This window comes from Bacillus sp. NPDC077411 (assembly GCF_044543425.1).
Lineage (GTDB): Bacteria > Bacillota > Bacilli > Bacillales > Bacillaceae_G > Bacillus_A > Bacillus_A bruguierae.
On the sequence record NZ_JBITWA010000014.1, the window covers coordinates 78,284 to 97,854 of the forward strand.

Consider the following 19,571-nt stretch of genomic DNA (forward strand, 5'->3'; position numbering starts at 1 on the left):
TTCGTTAAGAGAAAATATCACGGTGCTTTTCCAAGATTTTATTCGTTATTTCTTCACAATTGAAGATAATATATCTTTTGGGAATGTATCAAACAAACATGACAAAGACAAAATTCAACAAGTTACTCACCAGGCTAATATCAATGAATATATAAAAAATCTCCCTAACATAAAAAGGATTTTCCGACAAATTCATCGTATATATTACATAAAATATACGGGGGTCATATATGAAAAAAATACTTACAAATAAATTTGTCGAAATACCGATTCATCTCGTCTTATCGATAATCGTCATTTTCTTTTTAGGTACATTGCCGCAATTATTTATTGGTATGGAGCTTAACGTTCATCATTACATCGACTCTATTACATCGACATTTTCAAAACTGTTTGGCAATAAACCGTTAACCTATTATGGCCCTTATATGGACCCATCAAACGGGAGACCATTATTCCCGCAAATTCTCATACAGTACAAAGAAACTGCATTTGTTTTCTTGATGTCCTTACTAATTTCTGTACTCGTTTCTTTCATCATCGTATACATCATTCTGCAACTATCAAAACGTAAACAAGAAAAAATAATGGTCTTTCTCGACTTTCTTGAGTCCATCCCAGATATGTTATTCATCCTCGGATTACAGTTACTTGTTGTGTATATTTACAAAAAAACAGATGTACTTATTATGAATATCGGAAGCATAGGTGATAAAAAGGTCGTTTTGCTTCCAATACTATGCCTTAGCTTACCTTCCATTATACTATTTGTAAAATTGCTTTTATTTTGCTTTGAAACAGAATTGCAAAAAGATTATATATTGTTAGCCCGTGCAAAAGGGCTCAGTAAACTACATATTTTAAATCATCACGTGCTACGCAATGTGTTACTGAGCATGCTTTATTTCTCGAAAACAAACATATGGTTTATGTTATCGAGCTTATACATCATTGAATATTTTTTTAATATCCCAGGCACTTTTTTATTCATAAAAGATTACGGCATTCCTGAAGTGTTTATCATTTCAATGCTACTCATTTATATACCAATTTTTATCATCTTTAAGTTGTTTCACATTTTCATTCCAGACGAATTGAAAGGAGAAGCATAACATGTGGCGTACATTAAAAAAGGATAAATCTTTCATTGTTAGTGTTTCCTTTCTCCTTCTTTTCGTCCTTGCAAGCATCGGAAACTCTATCTTCATGGACGGAGAAGTTCGCCAAGTGTCGATACGATTTGATGAAAATGGAAAAGTAGAAGCAGCACCGTTTCCTCCTTCTCTAGAATTCCCAATAGGTACAGATAAGAAAGGTTATGATTTATTGCACCGCGTCATCGAAGGAGCAAAATGGAGTATTGGCGCTGCCTTTCTCATCGCAGTCATCCGCACCATTTTTGGGATTGGGATTGGAATTTTTATTGCTTTTTATATAAAGCGAACTTTTCGAAATCTTGAAGCGACATCTGATAGCTTTACCGTTATTCCAATGACACTCATCGCTTTTTTTATGCTAGTGAATGTATTGCAGTTTGCGAACGGCGAAATACCTCCGCCCTTTTATCAACGCATTTTCTTTCAAATGATGGTTCTTATCGTTCTAGCACTACCGACGCTGTCTTTTTATTTTGCAAATGAAACGAAGAAACTGCTGTCTGAAGCATTTATGCACGCTGCTCGTACACTTGGCGGTAACAAGTGGCACCTTATCAAGATACATTTATTTCCGAATTTACGGCCACTCTTCATGATTGTCTTAATGCAGCAATTTGTACAAGCTTTAATCCTCTTCGCACATCTAGGCGTATTAGAGATTTTCTTTGGTGGAACCATTGTCTTCTCTGGCGGTGAATCTGAATCCGTCAGCAGCGAATGGTCTGGGCTTATCGGCTTATATTTCCGCTCTTTATCAGTACATCCTTGGATTCCACTGGTACCGATTGGCTGTTTTACCCTTACTATTATTGCGGGGAATACAATTGTACGCCGCATGAAAGTAGCGATGGAGAGGCAATATCAGCCAAAAGAACAAATAGATGAACACGACAAAGATCAACGGGTAACTATAACAGCGAATTCATTTACATTTTACAAAGAAGGTTAAAAGCTGTATCTGGGGTTCTGTCCCATCGCTATCGACCTACTAAAATAAAATACCCCTTAAAATGAAAAAATACGCTATTCTTTCTGTAGAACCATAGGAAAGGATGGCATTTTTTTATGGACCTCTCGCTTTCTGAAGAATTACATCTATTCTTACAAGAATTACAACGCTTTCTATCTCCAGTAGTCCTACAAGACATCGCCAGACAAGTTGGCTTTGTAAAGCGATCTAGTAAATATCAAGCAAACGAACTCATTAGTCACAGTACAAAAATCAAGGTGTAGATAGGGTTTCACACCGTTAGCTTGATGGGCATGCGGCAGGATTCCTAGAGGGAAAGCAAAGAAGATGCTTTGCATAACAGGAATTCTTTTCGTGTGAGCGAATAGGTATAAGGAAAGAGAGGAGAACATGCAAATGAACATTCATAACCTTACATTAAAAGAAGCGGAAGAAATCAATACATGGCAATATGAGGCCCCGTATGAACTGTATAGTTTTACTGGGGAAGAGTTAAAAGAATTGCTTGATGGTACATATTACGGTGTTTGTGATGAGCAGGATAAATTCATTGGTTATTTTTGTTTTGGGGATAACGCACAGGTACCAGGCGGAAGAGATGCGAAGTTATACACAGGTGAGCGCGCTATAGATATCGGACTTGGGATGAAACCAGCATTAACAGGAAAGGGGCTGGGGATATCTTTTTTACAAGCAGGATTGCAGTTTGCGAAGGATAAGTTTAAGCCAGAGAAAATTCGGTTAAGTGTTGCGGCTTTTAATGAGCGGGCCATTCATCTATATATGAAAGCAGGTTTTCAAAAGAAAGTGTCTTTTGTGAACAGAGGTAGAGAATTTCAGCTTATGGAGTATGAGGAGAAATAAATAAGAAAACCAGCTCTTTTTATATAGAAGCTGGTTTTCTTGTTTTTGTATTATTCAGCATGTGCTGCTCTATGCGCCAAACGACTTGACGCAGCAGCAGCGATCGCTCCAACGATATCATCAAGGAATGTATGAACTTTACCTGTTGATTTATCATTTAAATATTGTAAAATACCTGGCTTTAATTTATCGATATAGCCAAAATTTGTGAAACCGATTGAGCCGTATACGTTGACGATGGATAAGGCGACAACTTCGTCTACTCCGTATAATCCTTCATCGCGGTGGATGATGTCTTGAAGAGGTGCACTTAGTAAACCTTTTTCGGCAAGAACATCTAATTCAATTCCTGTAATGAGGGCATTTTGTACTTCACGTTTGGATAAGACACGTTCTACATTATAACGACATTCTTCCATTGCTAAATTTGGATGATATTTTTTTTGAAGAAAATGAACGAGCTCTGCAATATCGTCAATTTTTACACCGCGTTCTTGTAGTAACTGTAATGCTCTTTCTTGTAGTTCATTTCGTTGTGTCATGTTTATCACCTTTTTTTCTTTTTTATATTGTATACGTATAGGTGTATGATGTGCATAGGAATGAAATTCAATTAAAGGCTCATATATATATAGAAAAAATGTAGGTGGCGAGTACGATGATTCAACATATTTATGAGAACTATCATATACACGTCAAAGAATTTACACCTCTTGGTCCTTATAAAAGCTTTTGGGTTCGTAATAAAATTTATGTGCTTCTTCCTGCCGGTCATTTGCAAGAAGAAGAGCTTGTTGAAATGAAAAAATTAAGTGATTATATGAATCAGCAAGGTGATATTACCGTTGCGACGTTTGTGCCAAACGTACAAGGTTATTATGTTAGTGAGATAGAAGAAACAAATTATTGTTTGTTAAAAGGAATACGCACGTTAGAGCGTAATGTCATTTCATTAGGAAGTGAGTTATCGTTATTTCATAAGCGCGGTGCATTCTTTTCAGAAGAAATTGAACATCTCAGCCGAATTGGTGAATGGAAGTCGCTCTGGGAAAAACGATTAGATCAACTCGAACGTTTTTGGCAATCTAAAATAGCAAGTCACCCTACTGATGTGTTTGAACAATTATTTATTGAATCTTTTCCGTACTACTTAGGTCTTGCCGAAAACGCGATTCAATATGTAGTAGATACAGAAATTGATGATAATCCTCAACCTACTGATGCCGCAACAATTTGTCAGGAACGATTTACGCCATTACTTTGGCAGCAAACGAAACGATTAAAGCTGCCAGTTGATTGGGTATATGACCATCCAAGCCGTGATTTAGCCGAATGGGTACGTCATATTTCTTTTGAAAAAAGAGAGAACTGGGAAGAAACGATTGTCCAGTTCTTAACCGACTACGAACGGAACTATTCATTATCTTCGTTTGGCTGGCGTTTATTATTTGCCCGTCTTCTCTTTCCGCTTCATTATTTTGAAACCATTGAAGGTTATTACTTAACTGGAAATGAAACGCAAAAATATGTATACCAAGATCGGTTAGAAACGATTTTGCGGCGTGTAGATCAATTGGAACAGTTTCTTCAGCAGTTTTATGATCTTATTCGCTTACCTATTGATAGGTTAGGAATTCGCAAGATTGACTGGCTTACGTAATATGCAATTTTGAAAAAAGAGACCATGGTGGGTCTCTTTTTTCTTTAGCGGCTAGAACAGTCGATGGATTCGCGTCTTCCGTCGAGGCAAAAAGCGCCTCTATGTCAGAAGCTCCATCCCCCTCCTGTTCTGAGCAGGCCGCTTCCGCTTTTAAATTAAAATACTTGTTCTACTTCAATTACACCCGGTACTTCTTCTAAAAGAGCACGCTCGATACCAGCTTTTAATGTGATTGTAGAACTTGGGCAGCTACCGCAAGCACCTAGAAGGCGTAATTTAACGATACCGTCTTCGATATCTACTAATTCTACGTCACCGCCATCGCGAAGTAAGAATGGGCGTAATTTATCTAATACTTCTACTACTTGTTCGTGTAAGTTTTCGTTTTCCATTTTTATCGACTCCTTTCATCAGTTTTATTATAATCAAGATACAGGGGAAAATCTATTTTTAATATCTTTCTTATATTGTCAAGATAGTTTATGGAAGTTTCCTGCTTATATGTGACAATAAGATGTGGAAAGAAATGTGTGTGCAAATGGGGGAGAAAATATGATAAAAGTTAGTGTTTACGGCGCGAAAGTTGTATGTGCGAGCTGCGTTGGAATGCCGTCTTCAACGGAAACGTATGAATGGCTGCAAGCAGCAATCGGACGAAAATATGAAGGACAAGAAGATAAGTTTCATTTTGAATATGTGGATATTCATGAGGAGCAAGAGGAGGAAGAAAAACGAGCTTTTGCTGAGCGTGTTATGGAAGAAGACTTATTTTATCCTGTTGTTCTTGTGAATAACGAGATTGTCGGAGAAGGAAATCCTCGCTTAAAGGATGTATACGAAGAAATTGAGAAATATTTATAATATAACTTATCACTCACAGAGCTCTTGCAACTTAGACTACAAATCGCAAGGGCTTTTTCTGTGCTTTGGAGGATGAATGAGATGAAGAAGGGATTTGTAATAGGGATTATAGGGCTTTTTCTAGTTAGCAGTATTGCTTGTATGAAAGAGGATGCAGCAGCAATTTACTCATTAGCAGGTTGGCTGGGCGTCTTTTTCTTAGCTAGTGCAGTATTTCTTTGTATAGATGGATTTATTTTAGGAGCAAGGGGGACATTTGCCTCGGCAAAGCCAACGCGAAAAGAATCCCGCTTTCAATCTGCTAAAACGAACGCATTTGCAGCAATTCCTAATATGACAGCAGCGTTAGGAGTATACTTATGGCTATCGTAACGGAGCATTCTATACCAAAAGAAGCAAAGTTCTTATTAGACCAATATGTGAACGAACTTCAAAAAATCATTTCAAAAGAAAAGCTAATTGGTGTGTATTTGTATGGTTCATTAGCATTAGATGCGTTTCATCCGGAAACGAGTGATATTGACTTTGTAACGGTGATGACAGAACAAGTCAGTGAAGCAGAGAAAGTGAAAATACGTGAATTACATAAGAGGCTTTATACACATGACCTTGGTAAACGAATGGACGGGATGTATATTCCGCTTGGTGATGTAGGAAAGCAAAATCATGAGATGTCACCGTATCTATATTGTTCAGATGGAAAAGTAAATGAAGGCTATTGGGACATTAATTCTGTGACGTGGTGGATGATAAAGAATTGTGGTATTACGATTTTGGGTCAAAAAGCAGACGAGCTTCCATATGTAGTAACGTGGGATGATGTTGTAAGCACAATGGAATACAATGTGGAACAATATTGGAGTGAGAAAGTAAAGCGTCCATATTTATTTTTATCTACAGAATGGGTAGAGTTTGCAGTTGTGACAATGGGACGTATTATATACACGCTAGAGATGGAACGGATTGTTTCTAAAGATGAAGGGCTGCAATATATGATGAAATGTTTTAAAGAATGGGAACCGCTTCTTCAAGATGTGTACCGGGTACGTCAAAAAGAAGGAATGAAACCATCTTTATCGAGATGGAAACGTGCTAAGATGACGAAGCAGTATTTATTATTTGGGATAGAGGAATGTAAGAAGAAGTGTAGAAAATAAAAGAAGTTCACATTTTTTGTGAACTTCTTTTATTTTTTAACCATTATGATGTTTGTACATCCAAAGAATACCTGACTTTAAAAGACGCGGTACGCGGCCCATTAATGGCTGATTTGCGAGTAAACCGAATCCGTGTTTTTTCCCGAGAGAACCAAGAACACCTTTTAGTTTAATAACAGGTAGCTCTTCTGGTAATGCTTCATTGCTCCAACGTTTTAATAATATTTGGACAATTTGTTCACCTTGACCTTCTGCAAGCTGTGCAGATGGTGCATGTGGCAGCGCAGCACAGTCACCTAGCACATATACATTCTCGTAATCTGGAATATTATGATACTTTGTTAATACAACCCGACCACTATTATCATGCTCGACAGGTAGATTACGAACGATTTCACTCGCTTGAATGCCAGCTGTCCATACAATTGCGTCACATTCAAGTGGTTCATCGTGGTTATACACAATAGTTGGTTCTACTTTTGTAATGTTCGAGTTGCGAACAATTGTAACATTATGCTTCAAAAACCACTCTTCTACGTATTTACTTAATTTCTCTGGGAATGGGAAAAGAATGCGATCTTTTCGGTCAAATAAATAAATGTTTAAGTCTGGACGGCTTTCGCGAAGCTCACTTGCTACTTCAACACCGCTTAGTCCAGCGCCTACAACAGCAACTGTTGCATGTGGTTCTAAACCATTTAGTTGTTGATATGTTTGACGAACTTGCTCAATGGATTGAAGGCTATATGTATTTTCCTTCGCTCCTGGAACGTTGTGATAGTTATCTTCACAGCCAAGTCCGATAATTAAGTCATCATAATTGACAACTTCACCGCCCTCAAGATGAACAGCTTTGTTTTCTAGATCAACGTTGGTTATAGTACCATATTGAATATTAAGTCGTGGATGCTCTGGAAATGGAATGCGAATATGCGTTTCAGAAATCGTTCCTGCCACTAATGCGTAGTATTCTGTTTTAAAACAGTGATACGGTACCTTGTCGATTAATGTCACTTGAACATCATCTGGAAGTTGGTTGCTCGGAAGAAGACGCTGTAAAACTCTCATTCCACCGTAGCCGCCACCAAGTATTACGAGGTGCTTCATGATGGATTACCCCTTTTCTGTTGAAATATCCCCTAATCATAAATTTTTATATTACAAAAATATTTTGACTTTACTCATTAAAATTATATCGAATTTAGAAGCAAATAACAATGCGTGAATACATACTCTGTTGTACAATAATAAGAAAGTGGAAGCGATATCACCGAATATTCTATATAAATACAAAAACAACAAAGACCATTTTTGGGGGTGGACGAGAGCATCGGGTCGTGCATAGAAGTGGTCAGATCCATATTCTACCACATGCCATGTTTAAAACAGAGGGAGCGAGCGAGTGGAGGTCATGTGTATTTTGCATAGCAGCGACTTATGTGTCGAAAAATTAAAACGGATATATATAGCTGCTGGGACTGGATAAGAAGAAAAGTGGAAGTGGCTCATTCAGAATTAGTAGAATTATGGAGTTTCCTGTCAGTAAACGCTTTTTATTAAGAGTTAACAAATGAAACGATTGAATATTTTAATCGTTTTTGCTGGATTTAGACAAACATCTTAGGCTTACTGTTATAAAACAAGCTTTGAAATAGATATAGGGGGGAATTAAGGTTGATTAAACCGTTAATTGAATTTTGTGTTAGCAACCTTGCAAGCGGTGCGCAAAAGGCACGTGAACAATTAGAGAAAGATCCGAATTTAGATGTGATTGAGTATGGCTGTCTTGGGTATTGCGGCGTTTGTTTTGAAGGGCCGTATGCGCTCGTAAACGGTGAAGTTGTAAAAGGTGAAACACCGGATGAACTTGTGAAAAATGTATACGATTATTTAGATGAAAACCCGATGTTTTAAGGTGCTGCAACGAGGCAGCGCCTTTTCATTTGAACGCATAAAATCACTTCGAAAGAACAGGCTATAACAAGTGCAGCAGTTGCTTAGTATATAGACAAAAAAGAAAGCCCTTTTTTGAAGGGCTTTTTGCTTACACAATATGTGTAAGTACGACATTGTTACACCAAAATTGTCGTTGAATATGAGAAACGGGGGACATTCTTATTGTTTTCCAAAAGCGCTCATTTTATACTTATAACAATCAAAAATTTTGGAGTGAAATAATATGACACAACTTTCTTTCACAAAAATGCACGGACTTGGGAATAATTATATTTATATAAATATGTTTGAAGAACAAATTGCAGAAGAGCATCTTGCAAAAGTTGCTGAAAAAGTATCGGACGTGAATACTGGAATTGGTTCCGACGGAATGATTTTAATTTGTCCCTCTGACATTGCTCCTGTGAAAATGCGTATTTTTAATAAAGACGGTTCAGAAGGAAAAAGCTGCGGGAATGGACTGCGTTGCGTTGCAAAGTACGCATATGAGCATAAATTAGTAGAAGAGACTGTTTTTATGATTGAAACGTTAGCAGGAATCGTTACAGCAGAAGTAAAAGCTGAAGATGGAATTGTAACCTCGGCAACAATTGATATGGGAGCACCTAGATTAAAACGCATTGATTTACCGATGTTAGGTGAAGGAGAAACACCATTTATTCGTGAAGATTTCCTTTACAGTAACCACCGTTACACATTTACAGCTGTCTCAATGGGAAATCCGCATGCTGTTATTTTTGTAGATGATATTGAAGAAGCACCGCTTACAACATTAGGACCTGTATTAGAAACACATGAGATGTTTCCGGAAAGCGTAAATGTAGAATTTATTGAAGTACTGAATGATTGTGAAATGCATTTTCGTGTATGGGAACGCGGTTCTGGCATTACACAAGCATGTGGAACAGGGGCATGTGCTGCGGTTGTAGCTGCAATCTTAAATAGAAAGATGAAGCGCGGACAAGAAATTACTGTTCATTTAGCAGGCGGAGATTTAATGATTACATGGACAGAAGAAGGAACAGTTCTCATGAATGGTCCAGCAGAAGTCACTTGCAGCGGTGTATATTATTATAAGATTGAAGAGTAAAGATGTATAATAGAACGAGAGAAGAAAGGAAGGAAGGTGAATTCTATGATTACTGTAACAGAACAAGCAGCACATCAAATTAAAGATATGTTAAAAGACGCTGAAGAAGGAGAAAGATACGTTCGCCTTGCTGTACACGGCGGTGGATGTAGCGGTCTTTCTTATGGCTTAGGATTTGAAAGAGAACCAAATGAAGACGATACAGTTCTTGAATTTTTCGGTGTTGAATTTGTTATTGATAAAGAAAGTGCTCCAATTGTAAAAGGAGTAAAAATCGATTATAAGCAATCAATGCTTGGCGGTGGATTTACAATCGACAATCCAAACGCAATCGCATCATGCGGCTGTGGATCATCGTTCCGCACAGCGACGAATGCTGGTAAGCCTGAGGAATGTTAACATTAGCTAATATTTGTGTAGTGCGCATCTATAAGGATTAATAATACCGACCTTCTTGACGGTGAATTACAATATTCATTCGTTAAGAGGGTTTTTATTTTGGATGGAACGAAAGAGGGAAAATGGCGAAAAAAGTAGAAATTCGAGTGTTTTTGTTGTTATTTGCTTATTTTCATGTTACTATAAAGTCAATTATATAGAAGAGAAGATGGTTTGTCTTTTTGAATTAACAGAATTTTCAGAAAATAATTGTGTAGTTTTTTCCATTTCCTCTTTCTTGTACGTCTTTACCCAAAAAAATTTTTTTTTGCACCTAACGAATATAAACGATCAAAAGCACATATGCCTATTTAGTATTTTAAAAATTGGAAAACATAACGAACTAATAAATTTAAATAACGTAATATAAAATTAAAGGAGTTTTAGAGGACGAGTGTATTATCCCCCTTACAAAAAATTAGGGAGGTATAGAATATGGGAATTTCTACACTACTATTAAATGCATTTATTATTATAATTTGTATCCTTAGTTATCAAGTATTTTGGTTAGATAAAACAGAAAAAAAAGCACGTAACAACATACTCATTTCTTTTCTTTCATCGGTTGCAATTGTTCTTTGTATGACATTCCCTATTCATTTACATGATGGGTATATTTATGATTTGCGTTTTATTCCTATTCTTTTAGTGCTTCTATATGGAAACACAAGAAGCGTTATTTGTATAGGTATTGTATATATTGCTTATCGATTTTATTTAGGTGGAAACGGCTTTTTTTCATCAGTTATTATATATACTGTAATTACAGCTATTACGACAATATTACGTTATTTTCTACCCATTTATTTTAGGAGAAAAAAGGTATTGTTCAACACATTATTGCTTTTGATTTGTACTAGTTCTTTTTCTATCTTTGCGATAATGAATCAAATTGAAATAAATGGTAAAATAGAAGCTGTTTTTATTGGATTTTTGATTAATTATGTAGTGGTCAACGCCTTCACAGGATTCTTGTCTGTTTATTTAGTAGAGGGAATGATCGAGAAATTTAAAATGAAAGAAAAAATTCAAAGAGCTGAAAAATTTTATACAGCTAGTGAATTAGCTGCATCGATTGCACATGAAATTCATAACCCGCTGACTACTGTATATGGATTCACTCAATTGTTCCGTGAAATTGAAATTTCAAAAACATCTCAAGATGAGTACTTGAAAATTATGTTAATGGAATTAGAAAAAGTACAATTGATTATCGATAATTATTTATCTCTCACAAAACCACAACATACGATAAAAAAACCACTAAATATAAGTTGTATTTTTCGGGAAGTAACAAATATTATTTCACCACTAGCGTTTTCATACAATGTTGAAATAAAGAGAGATATTCCAGCGTGTTTGTATATAAATGCGAATCCTGAAAAATTAAAACAGTGCTTAACTAACATTTTACAAAATGGAATTGAAGCTATGAAAGATGGTGGAGTATTACAAATTCGTGCACAAGAAATTAAGGGTAATATTGTAATTGATATTATTGATTCAGGAATTGGAATGTCTCGAAAAGAAATAAAGCGAATTGCCACGCCATTTTATTCAACAAAAGAAAAAGGAACTGGGCTTGGTACTATGATTGCGTATAGCATTATTAGAGAGCTAAATGGAGATATAGAAATAGAGAGTACAAAAGGAAAAGGAACATGTTTTTCTATCATTATACCTTGTTAATCAAAAAGAGCGTCCAAAGCTGGACGCTCTTTTTGATTAAACCCTTTTTTACTGGCCATGCATAGAAGCAGTCAGGGTCTGTTTCTACCATGTGCAAAGGTAAAAACAACGGGAGAAAGTGAGTGTAGGTCATATTTTGTTCTGCATAACGGCGGCTTATATGCTGGGAGATCAAAATGGATTTATTAGGCCTCACCATATCAAAAAAAGAAAATTGCACGTTTATACATATTTTGGAAACAATTTAACTAGTACTCTGTACGCTAAGTGTAAGGATAATTAAAATATGAGCTAACAGGGGTACCGTCACATCGCTATCAAGCTAACAAGACAAAATACCCCCTAAAATGAAAAGACGTTATTCTTTCTCATGAATCATAGGAAAGGATGGCGTTTTTGTATGTCTATTTCTGTATCCGATGAATTGCAGCTATTCGCTCAAGAAATTCAAAGTTTTTTATCCCCAAATACCTTACGAGATCTTGCTAAAGATGTTGGTTTTGTGCAACGAACCAGTAAATACCAAGCAAAGGAATAATCATATGGTTTCTTTGCTTTTTCGATTTGATTACGTGTTTCATATTGTTTCCCCTTGCCAAATTGTTTTTCTTAATGGTATCATGTTTTTTCGTGAATAAAATAAAAACGGTGAAACTCTCGCCTTTCCTGATTCCTTTATATCTTATAATAAAAATAATCTAAATAAACGATAAATTTCTTTTCTTCATCAAGAAAAAGGGAAACGGTGTGACTGGTCGCAAACGGTAGATGTCGTGTGGAATCAATGTTTTGAAAAGAAGCGGCTATTTTATGATTGTAATCGGAAGCGTCGTTAGCTTGTTATGGAGAAGTCCTTATACAACAATTGGAATCGTGACGCTTATGATTCTATGTATGATTACAATCGTTTACAATGTAGAGAAAAAGTTAAAAGAAAGGGAGAAATCAGATCCCAACAAACAATCTTAAAACGATTGATTTGAAATGGTTATATAGAAAGAGGTGAAGTATCGATGATGGTGATGACAGCTCTATTGTTATTGCTTCAAAATAGTTTGCACACAGAAAATGGGAATACCATGAAACCGATTCCAATTACCGCGGTGCATGTCGCAAATAAATACGAAAAATGGGACGGTGCAGGGCGAAAGCGTTTCGTGCAAACAAATAGGGTATTCACAAGTAATCCTGCTACCCAAATAGCGGCAAAACAAACAAAAGAAACAAAAAAAACAAACGTAGCACTCGGAAATTTACAACATATGATTTACAACAATCAATCTTCTTACGGAGTAGAAGGCACGGCAGAAGCAAATACGCCTGTTCACATTGAAGTGACAGATGCAGATGGAAAACAAGTTTCTGCAGACGTTACAGCAAATAAAGAGGGACTATTTCAAACTTCGATCAACGGAAGCAGGTTGAAAAATGGGAACGTGCAAGTAAAGGCGGCGGCAGGTGAACAAGCTGCCCTCAAAACGGTAGAAAAAGATGGTACTTTTTATGAATTAAACAAAAAAGAGCAAGAAAAATGGCATATTTCAAACGATGGCACGCATCCGATTGAATCGACAAAAGGAATGAACGATGCACTCCAATTCGCAAAAGCAAATGCCCTCAAAACATTCAAGGTTCCAGCAGGAACGTACATGGTAAAAAAAGAAAATCCTGCTTTGTCGAATGACCCTTCCGCGTGTATCAATATGGTTCCGAATATCACATTCTGGTTAGATGAAAATGCTGTGATTCAAAAAGAAACAAACGCAAGAGAAGTATATTCAACTGTATGTGTTGGGTACGGCGCCGACAACGTCACATTAAAAGGCGGGACGTACAAAGGTGATAAAGATACGCATGACTATTCGAAAAAACAAGGACCGAGTTTTCCTGGTACGCATGAAAATGGAATAGGCATTTCTGTATATGCGGCCAAAAACTTGACAATTGACGGCGTTAAAGCAACAAACTTCACAGGTGATGGTGCGGGTATTGGTGGGAAAGGAACGTTATTGCAAGACATCTATCCAGATCATTTTGAATCGGGTTCTCTTGATAAAAATGGAAACAAAGTGGCAGATCCAACGAAAATTAGATTGAAAGCACCGATCTCATTCACAAAGGACATCCTCAAAACAGAACCTTATTTTGAAATGCCAAATGCAAAAAATTTGCCGTATCTCTATGATGTCTATTTTTATCAAGCAGATGGTTCCTTCTTATCTAGCTACAGTGTCAATACCGGAAAAGAAGTGGTTCAAATTCCAAAATCTGCAGCGTCCTTTAAAGCGGTGTTTAAAAAAGCAAATACGAGCGGTGTATACGGGGAGTTTTGGAGCAAGGCATTAGCAACGAATGTGACCGTAAAACATTCTGACTTTTCCTTTAATCGGCGTCAAGGCATCACAGTGGGAGGCGCGGACCATGTAACCATCACAGACAGTGTCTTCCATGATATTAAAGGTGTTGCGCCTGAGTCTGGCATTGACGTAGAGGGCGGATACGGTGAAAACGGGATGATGAACAAAAACATCTTCATCAAAAACAACAAATTCTACAACAATAACAAATACGATGTCATTTTATATGATGGACATGATGGGGTTGTTGAAGGGAATCACTTCGGATCAAGAGGGAAAATCGGTTTAGCTGTTTCCGAACCATTCACAAATGCATATATCAAGAATAATACATTTGATGCCAATAGTATTTACGCCTATCACGATATCACGTTTGAAGGAAACAGCATAAAGGATGGACTGATGAGCATCACAGGACCTCGCGCGGTGGTAGACGGCATGACATTTGATAAAACGATGTTAAGTCTTTCAAGTCGTGTCCCGTTTGGAATCGAAGCGAAAAACCTTACATTAAACAATATGGATTTAAATGTGTGGGTCAACCCTGTTCATGTAAGTAATGTAACCATAAACGGAGGAAGAGTGAGCGGCCAAGCACCAGACGGAAGTATTTTTGACAACTTGAAAGTGCTCAATCACCCTGGCACTTCATTCGTACGAGGGACCTATAACAATTGCATATTTGAATCTAGTCCAACTGCGACTGGTGGTACACATGTCGACTATAACGGCACTTACACCTTTCAAAATTGTACATTTAAGGCAGCAAAAGGGACATTTAACGTCGGAAGCAAAGACGCAAATGTTACAATTCAAAACTCTCGATTTGATATCAATGGTGATACAACTGTACTCAATATCCCAATGGGGAAACAAATCAATGTTGTCAATAACACGATTACCTCTGGCTTACTGCCAGGGATGAACAAAGCGGTTATCAAAGTGGGAGACTATTGGAATAAAGACAAACCGTTCCAGGGCCAACAAGCAAACATCACTGGCAATACCATCACAACAGGTGCAGCGGTTGAAGGTATTAGCACGATTTACGGCGGCGTCAATGCACCAGCTTATCGCGTTCAAAACAACATCTTACACAAGGCATTTTTGAAGGTAAAGCCAAAGGATATTGTAAACGGGAATCAGGAGCTTCCGAATTAATTGAAAACACGTGGTGCACCTACACCGCGTGTTTTTTTGTTTCTTCTATATGGAGTACCGCCAGCATTTCGGAAAAAACCCACGCTAACAGTATTATTCTAGAAAATACAATCCCTATTACCATAGTTCGTTAACTTCACGAAATGTTCAAAAAATTACCTTTTGAAAAAGAAAAAGGTATAGTATTATTTAATTAAGTAGAATTTTTCGACAAATAAAGACAAATTTTTTACAAGAAGCGAAAAGTTTTATGTGTTTTTTCATTCTACATCTTGGTTTCATAGAAAATAAGGAGGAATGATTATTGTGAAAAAGCATTGTAAATTACTCAATAAATCCTTTAAAGAATTAGTACAGGAAAATAAACAAAAGATCCTAAATGATAAACAAGAGTTGGAAAGAATTGAACAACGCATTGAACAACGTTATGTAATTAACAAACCAGCCTCATAATAAGGCTATATACAAGTAAAAACCGACATAAAGTGAAACTTCCGTCAGTGGGGGTTTCCCCCCACTGACGGTTAGTTGAACCAATCGGGCTTTTACGGGCAGTTATCCCCCACCTATCTTCTTTGTTTCTCTCTGAATCTTGAGGTGGGGGTCTTACTGCCCGTTAATGCGGGATAAAAACGGGGGGACGAGAGCATCTGACCGTGCATAGAAGCGGTCAGTTCCTTTTCCTGCCACAAGCGAGTACAGGTCATGTTGTATTTTGCATAGTAGTAACTTATATGTCAAAAAATTAAAATGGATTTATATGGTTTGCGTAAGGGATGAAAATCTTATTTATATATAGAAAAGAAAAAGAAGACAACCCTCTATATATAGTAAGTGGTTATCTTCTTTTTCTTTTTAAATGGACTTTTGTGGCATTAACTGTCACGGTAAATGAGTATATAGATGGATTATCAGATTTCGTCGCCATTTTCGAAGTTATCGGGTTCTAAAAACTCGAATTTGGTTCCATTGCTTTAAATTTCCCTGATTTATCTACGATGAACATGACATTACTATTTCTACTATCCATCCCTTGTTGTATAGACTCAGGACTAGAATATATGGTGTTAACTGCTACGTTATAAACACCTTCTGTTAACACGTGACTTTTTTCAAAATCATCCACAATGCTTTGGGCTTTAGGTACACTTCCGTTATTTTTATAGGTGTTGTAATAGTAAATAAAATTGATGACTCCTATATGATCGGCATTATCTCTAGGTTTACTAACTTTTAATGTTTTTATTATGTTGTCAGTGTTTAATTTTTGTTCTTTTTTGAAGTCTGTAATTAATTCTTTTTCTTGTTGTTCATCTATATTTATATGTAAATAGTAATAGAAATTTTGTTTCCCATTGTCATAGTCATTAGGAGATTCACTTAATAAGTTATATTTTTTTATAATCTTATCAGATTGTTTCAAAACATCACGATGTTGTTTAACATACGCTCCTTTGAATATTTCTAAGAAAACATCATCGCCGCTATTTTTATCTATTTCATGTGAATTTCTATCTACAATTAAATAAGCAAAAGTGTGGTAGGGTTTTTTTATTTCTACATAAGTTTGATGATCAATACCTTCAAACCAATTATTATCAGCAGAAAGAATTTTAAAATCTCCATCCTTTATTCCATAGCTTTCTGACAAATAATCTCCTATTGGTTTTTTTAGTTTTGTTTCTGTAAAACAACCACTTAATAGAAATAGTGGTATGCTACACACTAAAATGAAAACAGCCCATTTTATTCTCTTCACTCCCAGTTCACCTGCTTCTTAATAATATATTTTATATTAATGATAATGAATATGGCTTATCTTTGTATTTCTTGTTATATAGATATTTATTGTGTAAATGAATGGAAAACTATGGGGAAATAAAGTGAAACTTCCATCAGTGGAGGTTTTCGTCATCCACCACTGATGGTTAGTTGAACCAATCGGGCTCTTACTGCCCTAAAGTAGCGGGATAAATAAGGAGAGGAATAAAAGGACATCGCCTTATTTTTCGGTAAATGCTTCTTCTGAAATAACCGTAAAACCATGTCGTTTAAATAATGCAGTGGTAACGCCGTAACCATCTTGTTTTTGTCCATTAAATTCACCCGTGTAAATGACAGAACTTCCGCATGACGGACTGCGTTCTTTTAGGATAATATACTCAGGGTTTAAATCTTTGATTTGATCTAATGCTTTGTAAGCACCTGCAATAAAGATTTCTGTCACGTCATTTCCGCTGCGATCGATAACCTTTGCTTTTCCATCTAGCACATCATCCCCGTTGCCTCCGATAATTTCAGCGGGCATACGAGGCGTCGGCAATCCGCCTAACACTTCCGGACAAATAAGAATTGTTTCTTCTTTTTCGAGTAGTTCTTGGATTTTTGTAACGAAATTATCGTTTCCATCATAGCGACAAGCAATTCCAGCTAAACATGCACTGATTACAATCATTTTTCCACCTCAGTTTGATGAATTTATTTTTATCATACAATAAAATCTTTCTCCACCTTTATGTTTTTTTTCTTATTTATAAATGGGAGTGATGAATATGAGTAAAATGTATTCATTAATGAAGCAACATAGTGAATTTCAAAATAAAGAAGAGTTTAATACATAGCAGCAGCAAATTTTGACGCAGTATCAAACTCAGATTAATAAAACGGATTTCCATTGGAAAGTTAAAAAAGAAAAGAGTCATGCTTATGAAGCATAACTCCTTTCTTTTAATCAAATTTTCGTACAGTTGGAACGCGAATCGCGATAAAGAGTACAAAGACAATGACAGCAATTGCACCGCTTTTCATAACTATAACAATAGGTATTCCAGCTGCTAAGGCAAGTGATGTAATTGCATAAGAAATAGGGATAAAGCCCATCGATGATAGCATAAGTAAGCTCATGACACGTCCCATCATTTCTTCTTTCACAGTCGATTGAATCATGGCCATTAACGGCACAATTGCCATTGCGATTGTAATGCCGTAAAAGCAGCCTGAAAGAAGTGCTTGCCAAAGTGTTGTACTGAAATTAATAGACAAGAAGAAAACACCTGACAACAGCATCATAATAATGCAAAATAACCCGCGGCGGCGAGTAATATTTCGCAGTCCAACGATAACAGCGCCAATGGCCATCCCACCGCCAACAGCTGCCTCTAAATAACTAAATTGTAGAGAATCACCGTGCAGTACATTTTTAACAAATAGCGGAAACCCAACTTGCATCGGTCCGATTAAAAATAAATTCAAAAAGGCGCTGCAAATAAGGAACGTGGATAAAAATGAAGATTCTTTCACATAAAGAATGCCTTCTTTAATAGAGGTGAACATGCCTTTATTTTCATGTTTATCTTCTTGACCTGTACTAGAGTGAACTTTTTGAATCAGTATGGCAGCGATAATTAATAATAAAATCGTTATTGTAAAGATTGTCTCATAATTACTGAATTTGATGAGTATCCCGCCAAGGACAGGGCCGAAAATAACTGATGCTTGGTTCGTCATTTGTGTAAGTGAATTTGCTTGTGTAAGACGATGCTTCGCTACGAGCTCAGGTAAGATAGAACCATCAGCTGACCAGAAAAAGGCATCGGCTAAGCCAAAGAAAAGTGCAAATAAAGCAAATGTGTATAGTGTGACGTGACCAATAATAAACCAAATAAGAATGATAGTGACAAGAAGCGCCCGAACAATATTAGAATAAAACATGATATTCTTTTTTGGGAATTTGTCTGCAACAGCTCCACCAATAATCATGAAGATGAGGCGCGGAACACTAAGAGCCACAAAGACAACACCGAGTGATGCTTCTAAATTTAATGTTTTTGCTATGTACCATGTTTGTGAAAACGTAAAAAATGCTAAGGCAAAGCTTGAAAATAGAGTGGCTGCCCAAAGAAATAGGAAGTTTGTATTTTTTAATAAAGGCATTTCCATTTCTTCTAGAGCAAGTTTACTTTTCTGTAATTCCTCCATATGAATCCCTTTCTGTCATATGTCTTTTTATCTTTGTTAACAGTTTCTAATCTTTCTATACAGATACTTTTTTATTGTATTCAAAAAAGTAGAATTTGCCCAGCAGATTTTTCATGTTGAAAAAGGAAAAACCACCAAACGTCTCTTATGTGAGATATTGAGTGGTTGCGTTTTTAACTTGGGGAATCCTTTTTTATCATATCTAGTGAGAAGACCGCCACCTCAAGCACGAA

At 36.5% G+C, this 19,571-nt stretch carries 20 protein-coding genes and 2 pseudogenes; 16 read left to right on the forward strand and 6 right to left on the reverse strand.

Annotated elements, in window-relative coordinates:
• The first annotated feature begins 230 nt into the window (after window positions 1-230).
• From ACIGHG_RS17510 to ACIGHG_RS17525, 4 genes and pseudogenes are all read left to right on the forward strand, one after another.
• Complete coding sequence (locus ACIGHG_RS17510) at window positions 231-1,112, forward strand: ABC transporter permease subunit (RefSeq protein WP_396549627.1); 882 nt, start codon at window positions 231-233, stop codon at window positions 1,110-1,112.
• A gap of 1 nt (window position 1,113) precedes the next feature.
• Window positions 1,114-2,106 carry an ABC transporter permease subunit gene (locus ACIGHG_RS17515; RefSeq protein ID WP_336472087.1) on the forward strand — a complete coding sequence of 331 codons (993 nt, stop codon included), beginning with the start codon at window positions 1,114-1,116 and terminating at the stop codon, window positions 2,104-2,106.
• Between the two features lie 116 nt (window positions 2,107-2,222).
• Window positions 2,223-2,366: pseudogene (locus ACIGHG_RS17520) on the forward strand (IS4 family transposase); the annotation flags it as partial.
• A 157-nt stretch (window positions 2,367-2,523) separates the two neighbouring features.
• A complete protein-coding gene (locus ACIGHG_RS17525) occupies window positions 2,524-2,991 on the forward strand; it encodes a GNAT family N-acetyltransferase (RefSeq protein ID WP_396549629.1) in 468 nt (155 codons plus the stop codon).
• A 50-nt stretch (window positions 2,992-3,041) separates the two neighbouring features.
• On the opposite strand, the gene ACIGHG_RS17530 is transcribed toward ACIGHG_RS17525, so the two are convergent.
• On the reverse strand, window positions 3,042-3,533 hold the full coding sequence (locus ACIGHG_RS17530; RefSeq protein ID WP_020063076.1) for a phosphatidylglycerophosphatase A family protein: 492 nt from the start codon (window positions 3,531-3,533) through the stop codon (window positions 3,042-3,044).
• A gap of 116 nt (window positions 3,534-3,649) precedes the next feature.
• On the opposite strand from ACIGHG_RS17530, the gene yutH reads away from it, so the two are divergent.
• A complete protein-coding gene (gene yutH, locus ACIGHG_RS17535; RefSeq protein ID WP_396549631.1) occupies window positions 3,650-4,651 on the forward strand; it encodes a spore coat putative kinase YutH in 1,002 nt (333 codons plus the stop codon).
• A gap of 155 nt (window positions 4,652-4,806) precedes the next feature.
• Here yutH and ACIGHG_RS17540 read toward each other — a convergent pair.
• A pseudogene (locus ACIGHG_RS17540) lies at window positions 4,807-5,025 on the reverse strand (NifU family protein); the annotation flags it as partial.
• Between the two features lie 178 nt (window positions 5,026-5,203).
• Here ACIGHG_RS17540 and ACIGHG_RS17545 point away from each other — a divergent pair.
• The 3 genes from ACIGHG_RS17545 to ACIGHG_RS17555 all read left to right on the forward strand — a co-directional run bounded on the left by ACIGHG_RS17545 (window position 5,204) and on the right by ACIGHG_RS17555 (window position 6,669).
• On the forward strand, window positions 5,204-5,512 hold the full coding sequence (locus ACIGHG_RS17545) for a YuzD family protein (protein WP_090918403.1): 309 nt from the start codon (window positions 5,204-5,206) through the stop codon (window positions 5,510-5,512).
• 81 nt (window positions 5,513-5,593) lie between these two features.
• Window positions 5,594-5,884 carry a hypothetical protein gene (locus ACIGHG_RS17550; RefSeq protein WP_336472090.1) on the forward strand — a complete coding sequence of 97 codons (291 nt, stop codon included), beginning with the start codon at window positions 5,594-5,596 and terminating at the stop codon, window positions 5,882-5,884.
• A complete protein-coding gene (locus ACIGHG_RS17555; RefSeq protein WP_336472091.1) occupies window positions 5,872-6,669 on the forward strand; it encodes a nucleotidyltransferase domain-containing protein in 798 nt (265 codons plus the stop codon). The genes ACIGHG_RS17550 and ACIGHG_RS17555 overlap by 13 nt, the downstream gene beginning before the upstream one ends.
• 36 nt (window positions 6,670-6,705) lie before the next feature.
• On the opposite strand, the gene ACIGHG_RS17560 is transcribed toward ACIGHG_RS17555, so the two are convergent.
• The gene (locus ACIGHG_RS17560; protein WP_336472092.1) at window positions 6,706-7,776 is read right to left on the reverse strand and encodes an NAD(P)/FAD-dependent oxidoreductase; all 1,071 of its coding nucleotides are present in this window, start codon (window positions 7,774-7,776) and stop codon (window positions 6,706-6,708) included.
• Window positions 7,777-8,343: 567 nt separating this feature from the next.
• Here ACIGHG_RS17560 and ACIGHG_RS17565 point away from each other — a divergent pair.
• The 8 genes from ACIGHG_RS17565 (at window position 8,344) to ACIGHG_RS17600 (ending at window position 15,813) form a co-directional block, all read left to right on the forward strand.
• Complete coding sequence (locus ACIGHG_RS17565) at window positions 8,344-8,583, forward strand: YuzB family protein (protein ID WP_090918412.1); 240 nt, start codon at window positions 8,344-8,346, stop codon at window positions 8,581-8,583.
• A gap of 265 nt (window positions 8,584-8,848) precedes the next feature.
• Window positions 8,849-9,715, forward strand: coding sequence for a diaminopimelate epimerase (dapF, locus tag ACIGHG_RS17570; RefSeq protein WP_336472093.1), 867 nt, complete (start codon window positions 8,849-8,851; stop codon window positions 9,713-9,715).
• A 45-nt stretch (window positions 9,716-9,760) separates the two neighbouring features.
• On the forward strand, window positions 9,761-10,114 hold the full coding sequence (locus ACIGHG_RS17575) for a HesB/IscA family protein (protein ID WP_336472094.1): 354 nt from the start codon (window positions 9,761-9,763) through the stop codon (window positions 10,112-10,114).
• A 474-nt stretch (window positions 10,115-10,588) separates the two neighbouring features.
• The gene (locus tag ACIGHG_RS17580) at window positions 10,589-11,842 is read left to right on the forward strand and encodes an ATP-binding protein (protein WP_336472095.1); all 1,254 of its coding nucleotides are present in this window, start codon (window positions 10,589-10,591) and stop codon (window positions 11,840-11,842) included.
• Window positions 11,843-12,242: 400 nt separating this feature from the next.
• Entirely contained in the window at window positions 12,243-12,380 is a 138-nt protein-coding gene (locus tag ACIGHG_RS17585) for a hypothetical protein (RefSeq protein WP_336472117.1), read from the forward strand.
• 272 nt (window positions 12,381-12,652) lie between these two features.
• Window positions 12,653-12,811, forward strand: a complete 159-nt coding sequence (locus ACIGHG_RS17590; RefSeq protein ID WP_336472096.1) for a hypothetical protein — start codon at window positions 12,653-12,655, stop codon at window positions 12,809-12,811.
• Between the two features lie 44 nt (window positions 12,812-12,855).
• Window positions 12,856-15,360 carry a right-handed parallel beta-helix repeat-containing protein gene (locus ACIGHG_RS17595; RefSeq protein ID WP_336472097.1) on the forward strand — a complete coding sequence of 835 codons (2,505 nt, stop codon included), beginning with the start codon at window positions 12,856-12,858 and terminating at the stop codon, window positions 15,358-15,360.
• A gap of 297 nt (window positions 15,361-15,657) precedes the next feature.
• Window positions 15,658-15,813 (forward strand): FbpB family small basic protein, encoded by a 156-nt coding sequence (locus ACIGHG_RS17600; protein WP_396549635.1) that lies wholly within the window; start codon window positions 15,658-15,660, stop codon window positions 15,811-15,813.
• A 493-nt stretch (window positions 15,814-16,306) separates the two neighbouring features.
• On the opposite strand, the gene ACIGHG_RS17605 is transcribed toward ACIGHG_RS17600, so the two are convergent.
• From ACIGHG_RS17605 to ACIGHG_RS17615, 3 genes are all read right to left on the reverse strand, one after another.
• Complete coding sequence (locus ACIGHG_RS17605) at window positions 16,307-17,119, reverse strand: hypothetical protein (protein WP_090918428.1); 813 nt, start codon at window positions 17,117-17,119, stop codon at window positions 16,307-16,309.
• Between the two features lie 243 nt (window positions 17,120-17,362).
• Window positions 17,363-17,815, reverse strand: a complete 453-nt coding sequence (locus ACIGHG_RS17610; protein ID WP_396549637.1) for a 2-thiouracil desulfurase family protein — start codon at window positions 17,813-17,815, stop codon at window positions 17,363-17,365.
• A 272-nt stretch (window positions 17,816-18,087) separates the two neighbouring features.
• Window positions 18,088-19,338 carry an MFS transporter gene (locus ACIGHG_RS17615; protein ID WP_336474524.1) on the reverse strand — a complete coding sequence of 417 codons (1,251 nt, stop codon included), beginning with the start codon at window positions 19,336-19,338 and terminating at the stop codon, window positions 18,088-18,090.
• Window positions 19,339-19,571: the final 233 nt, after the last annotated feature.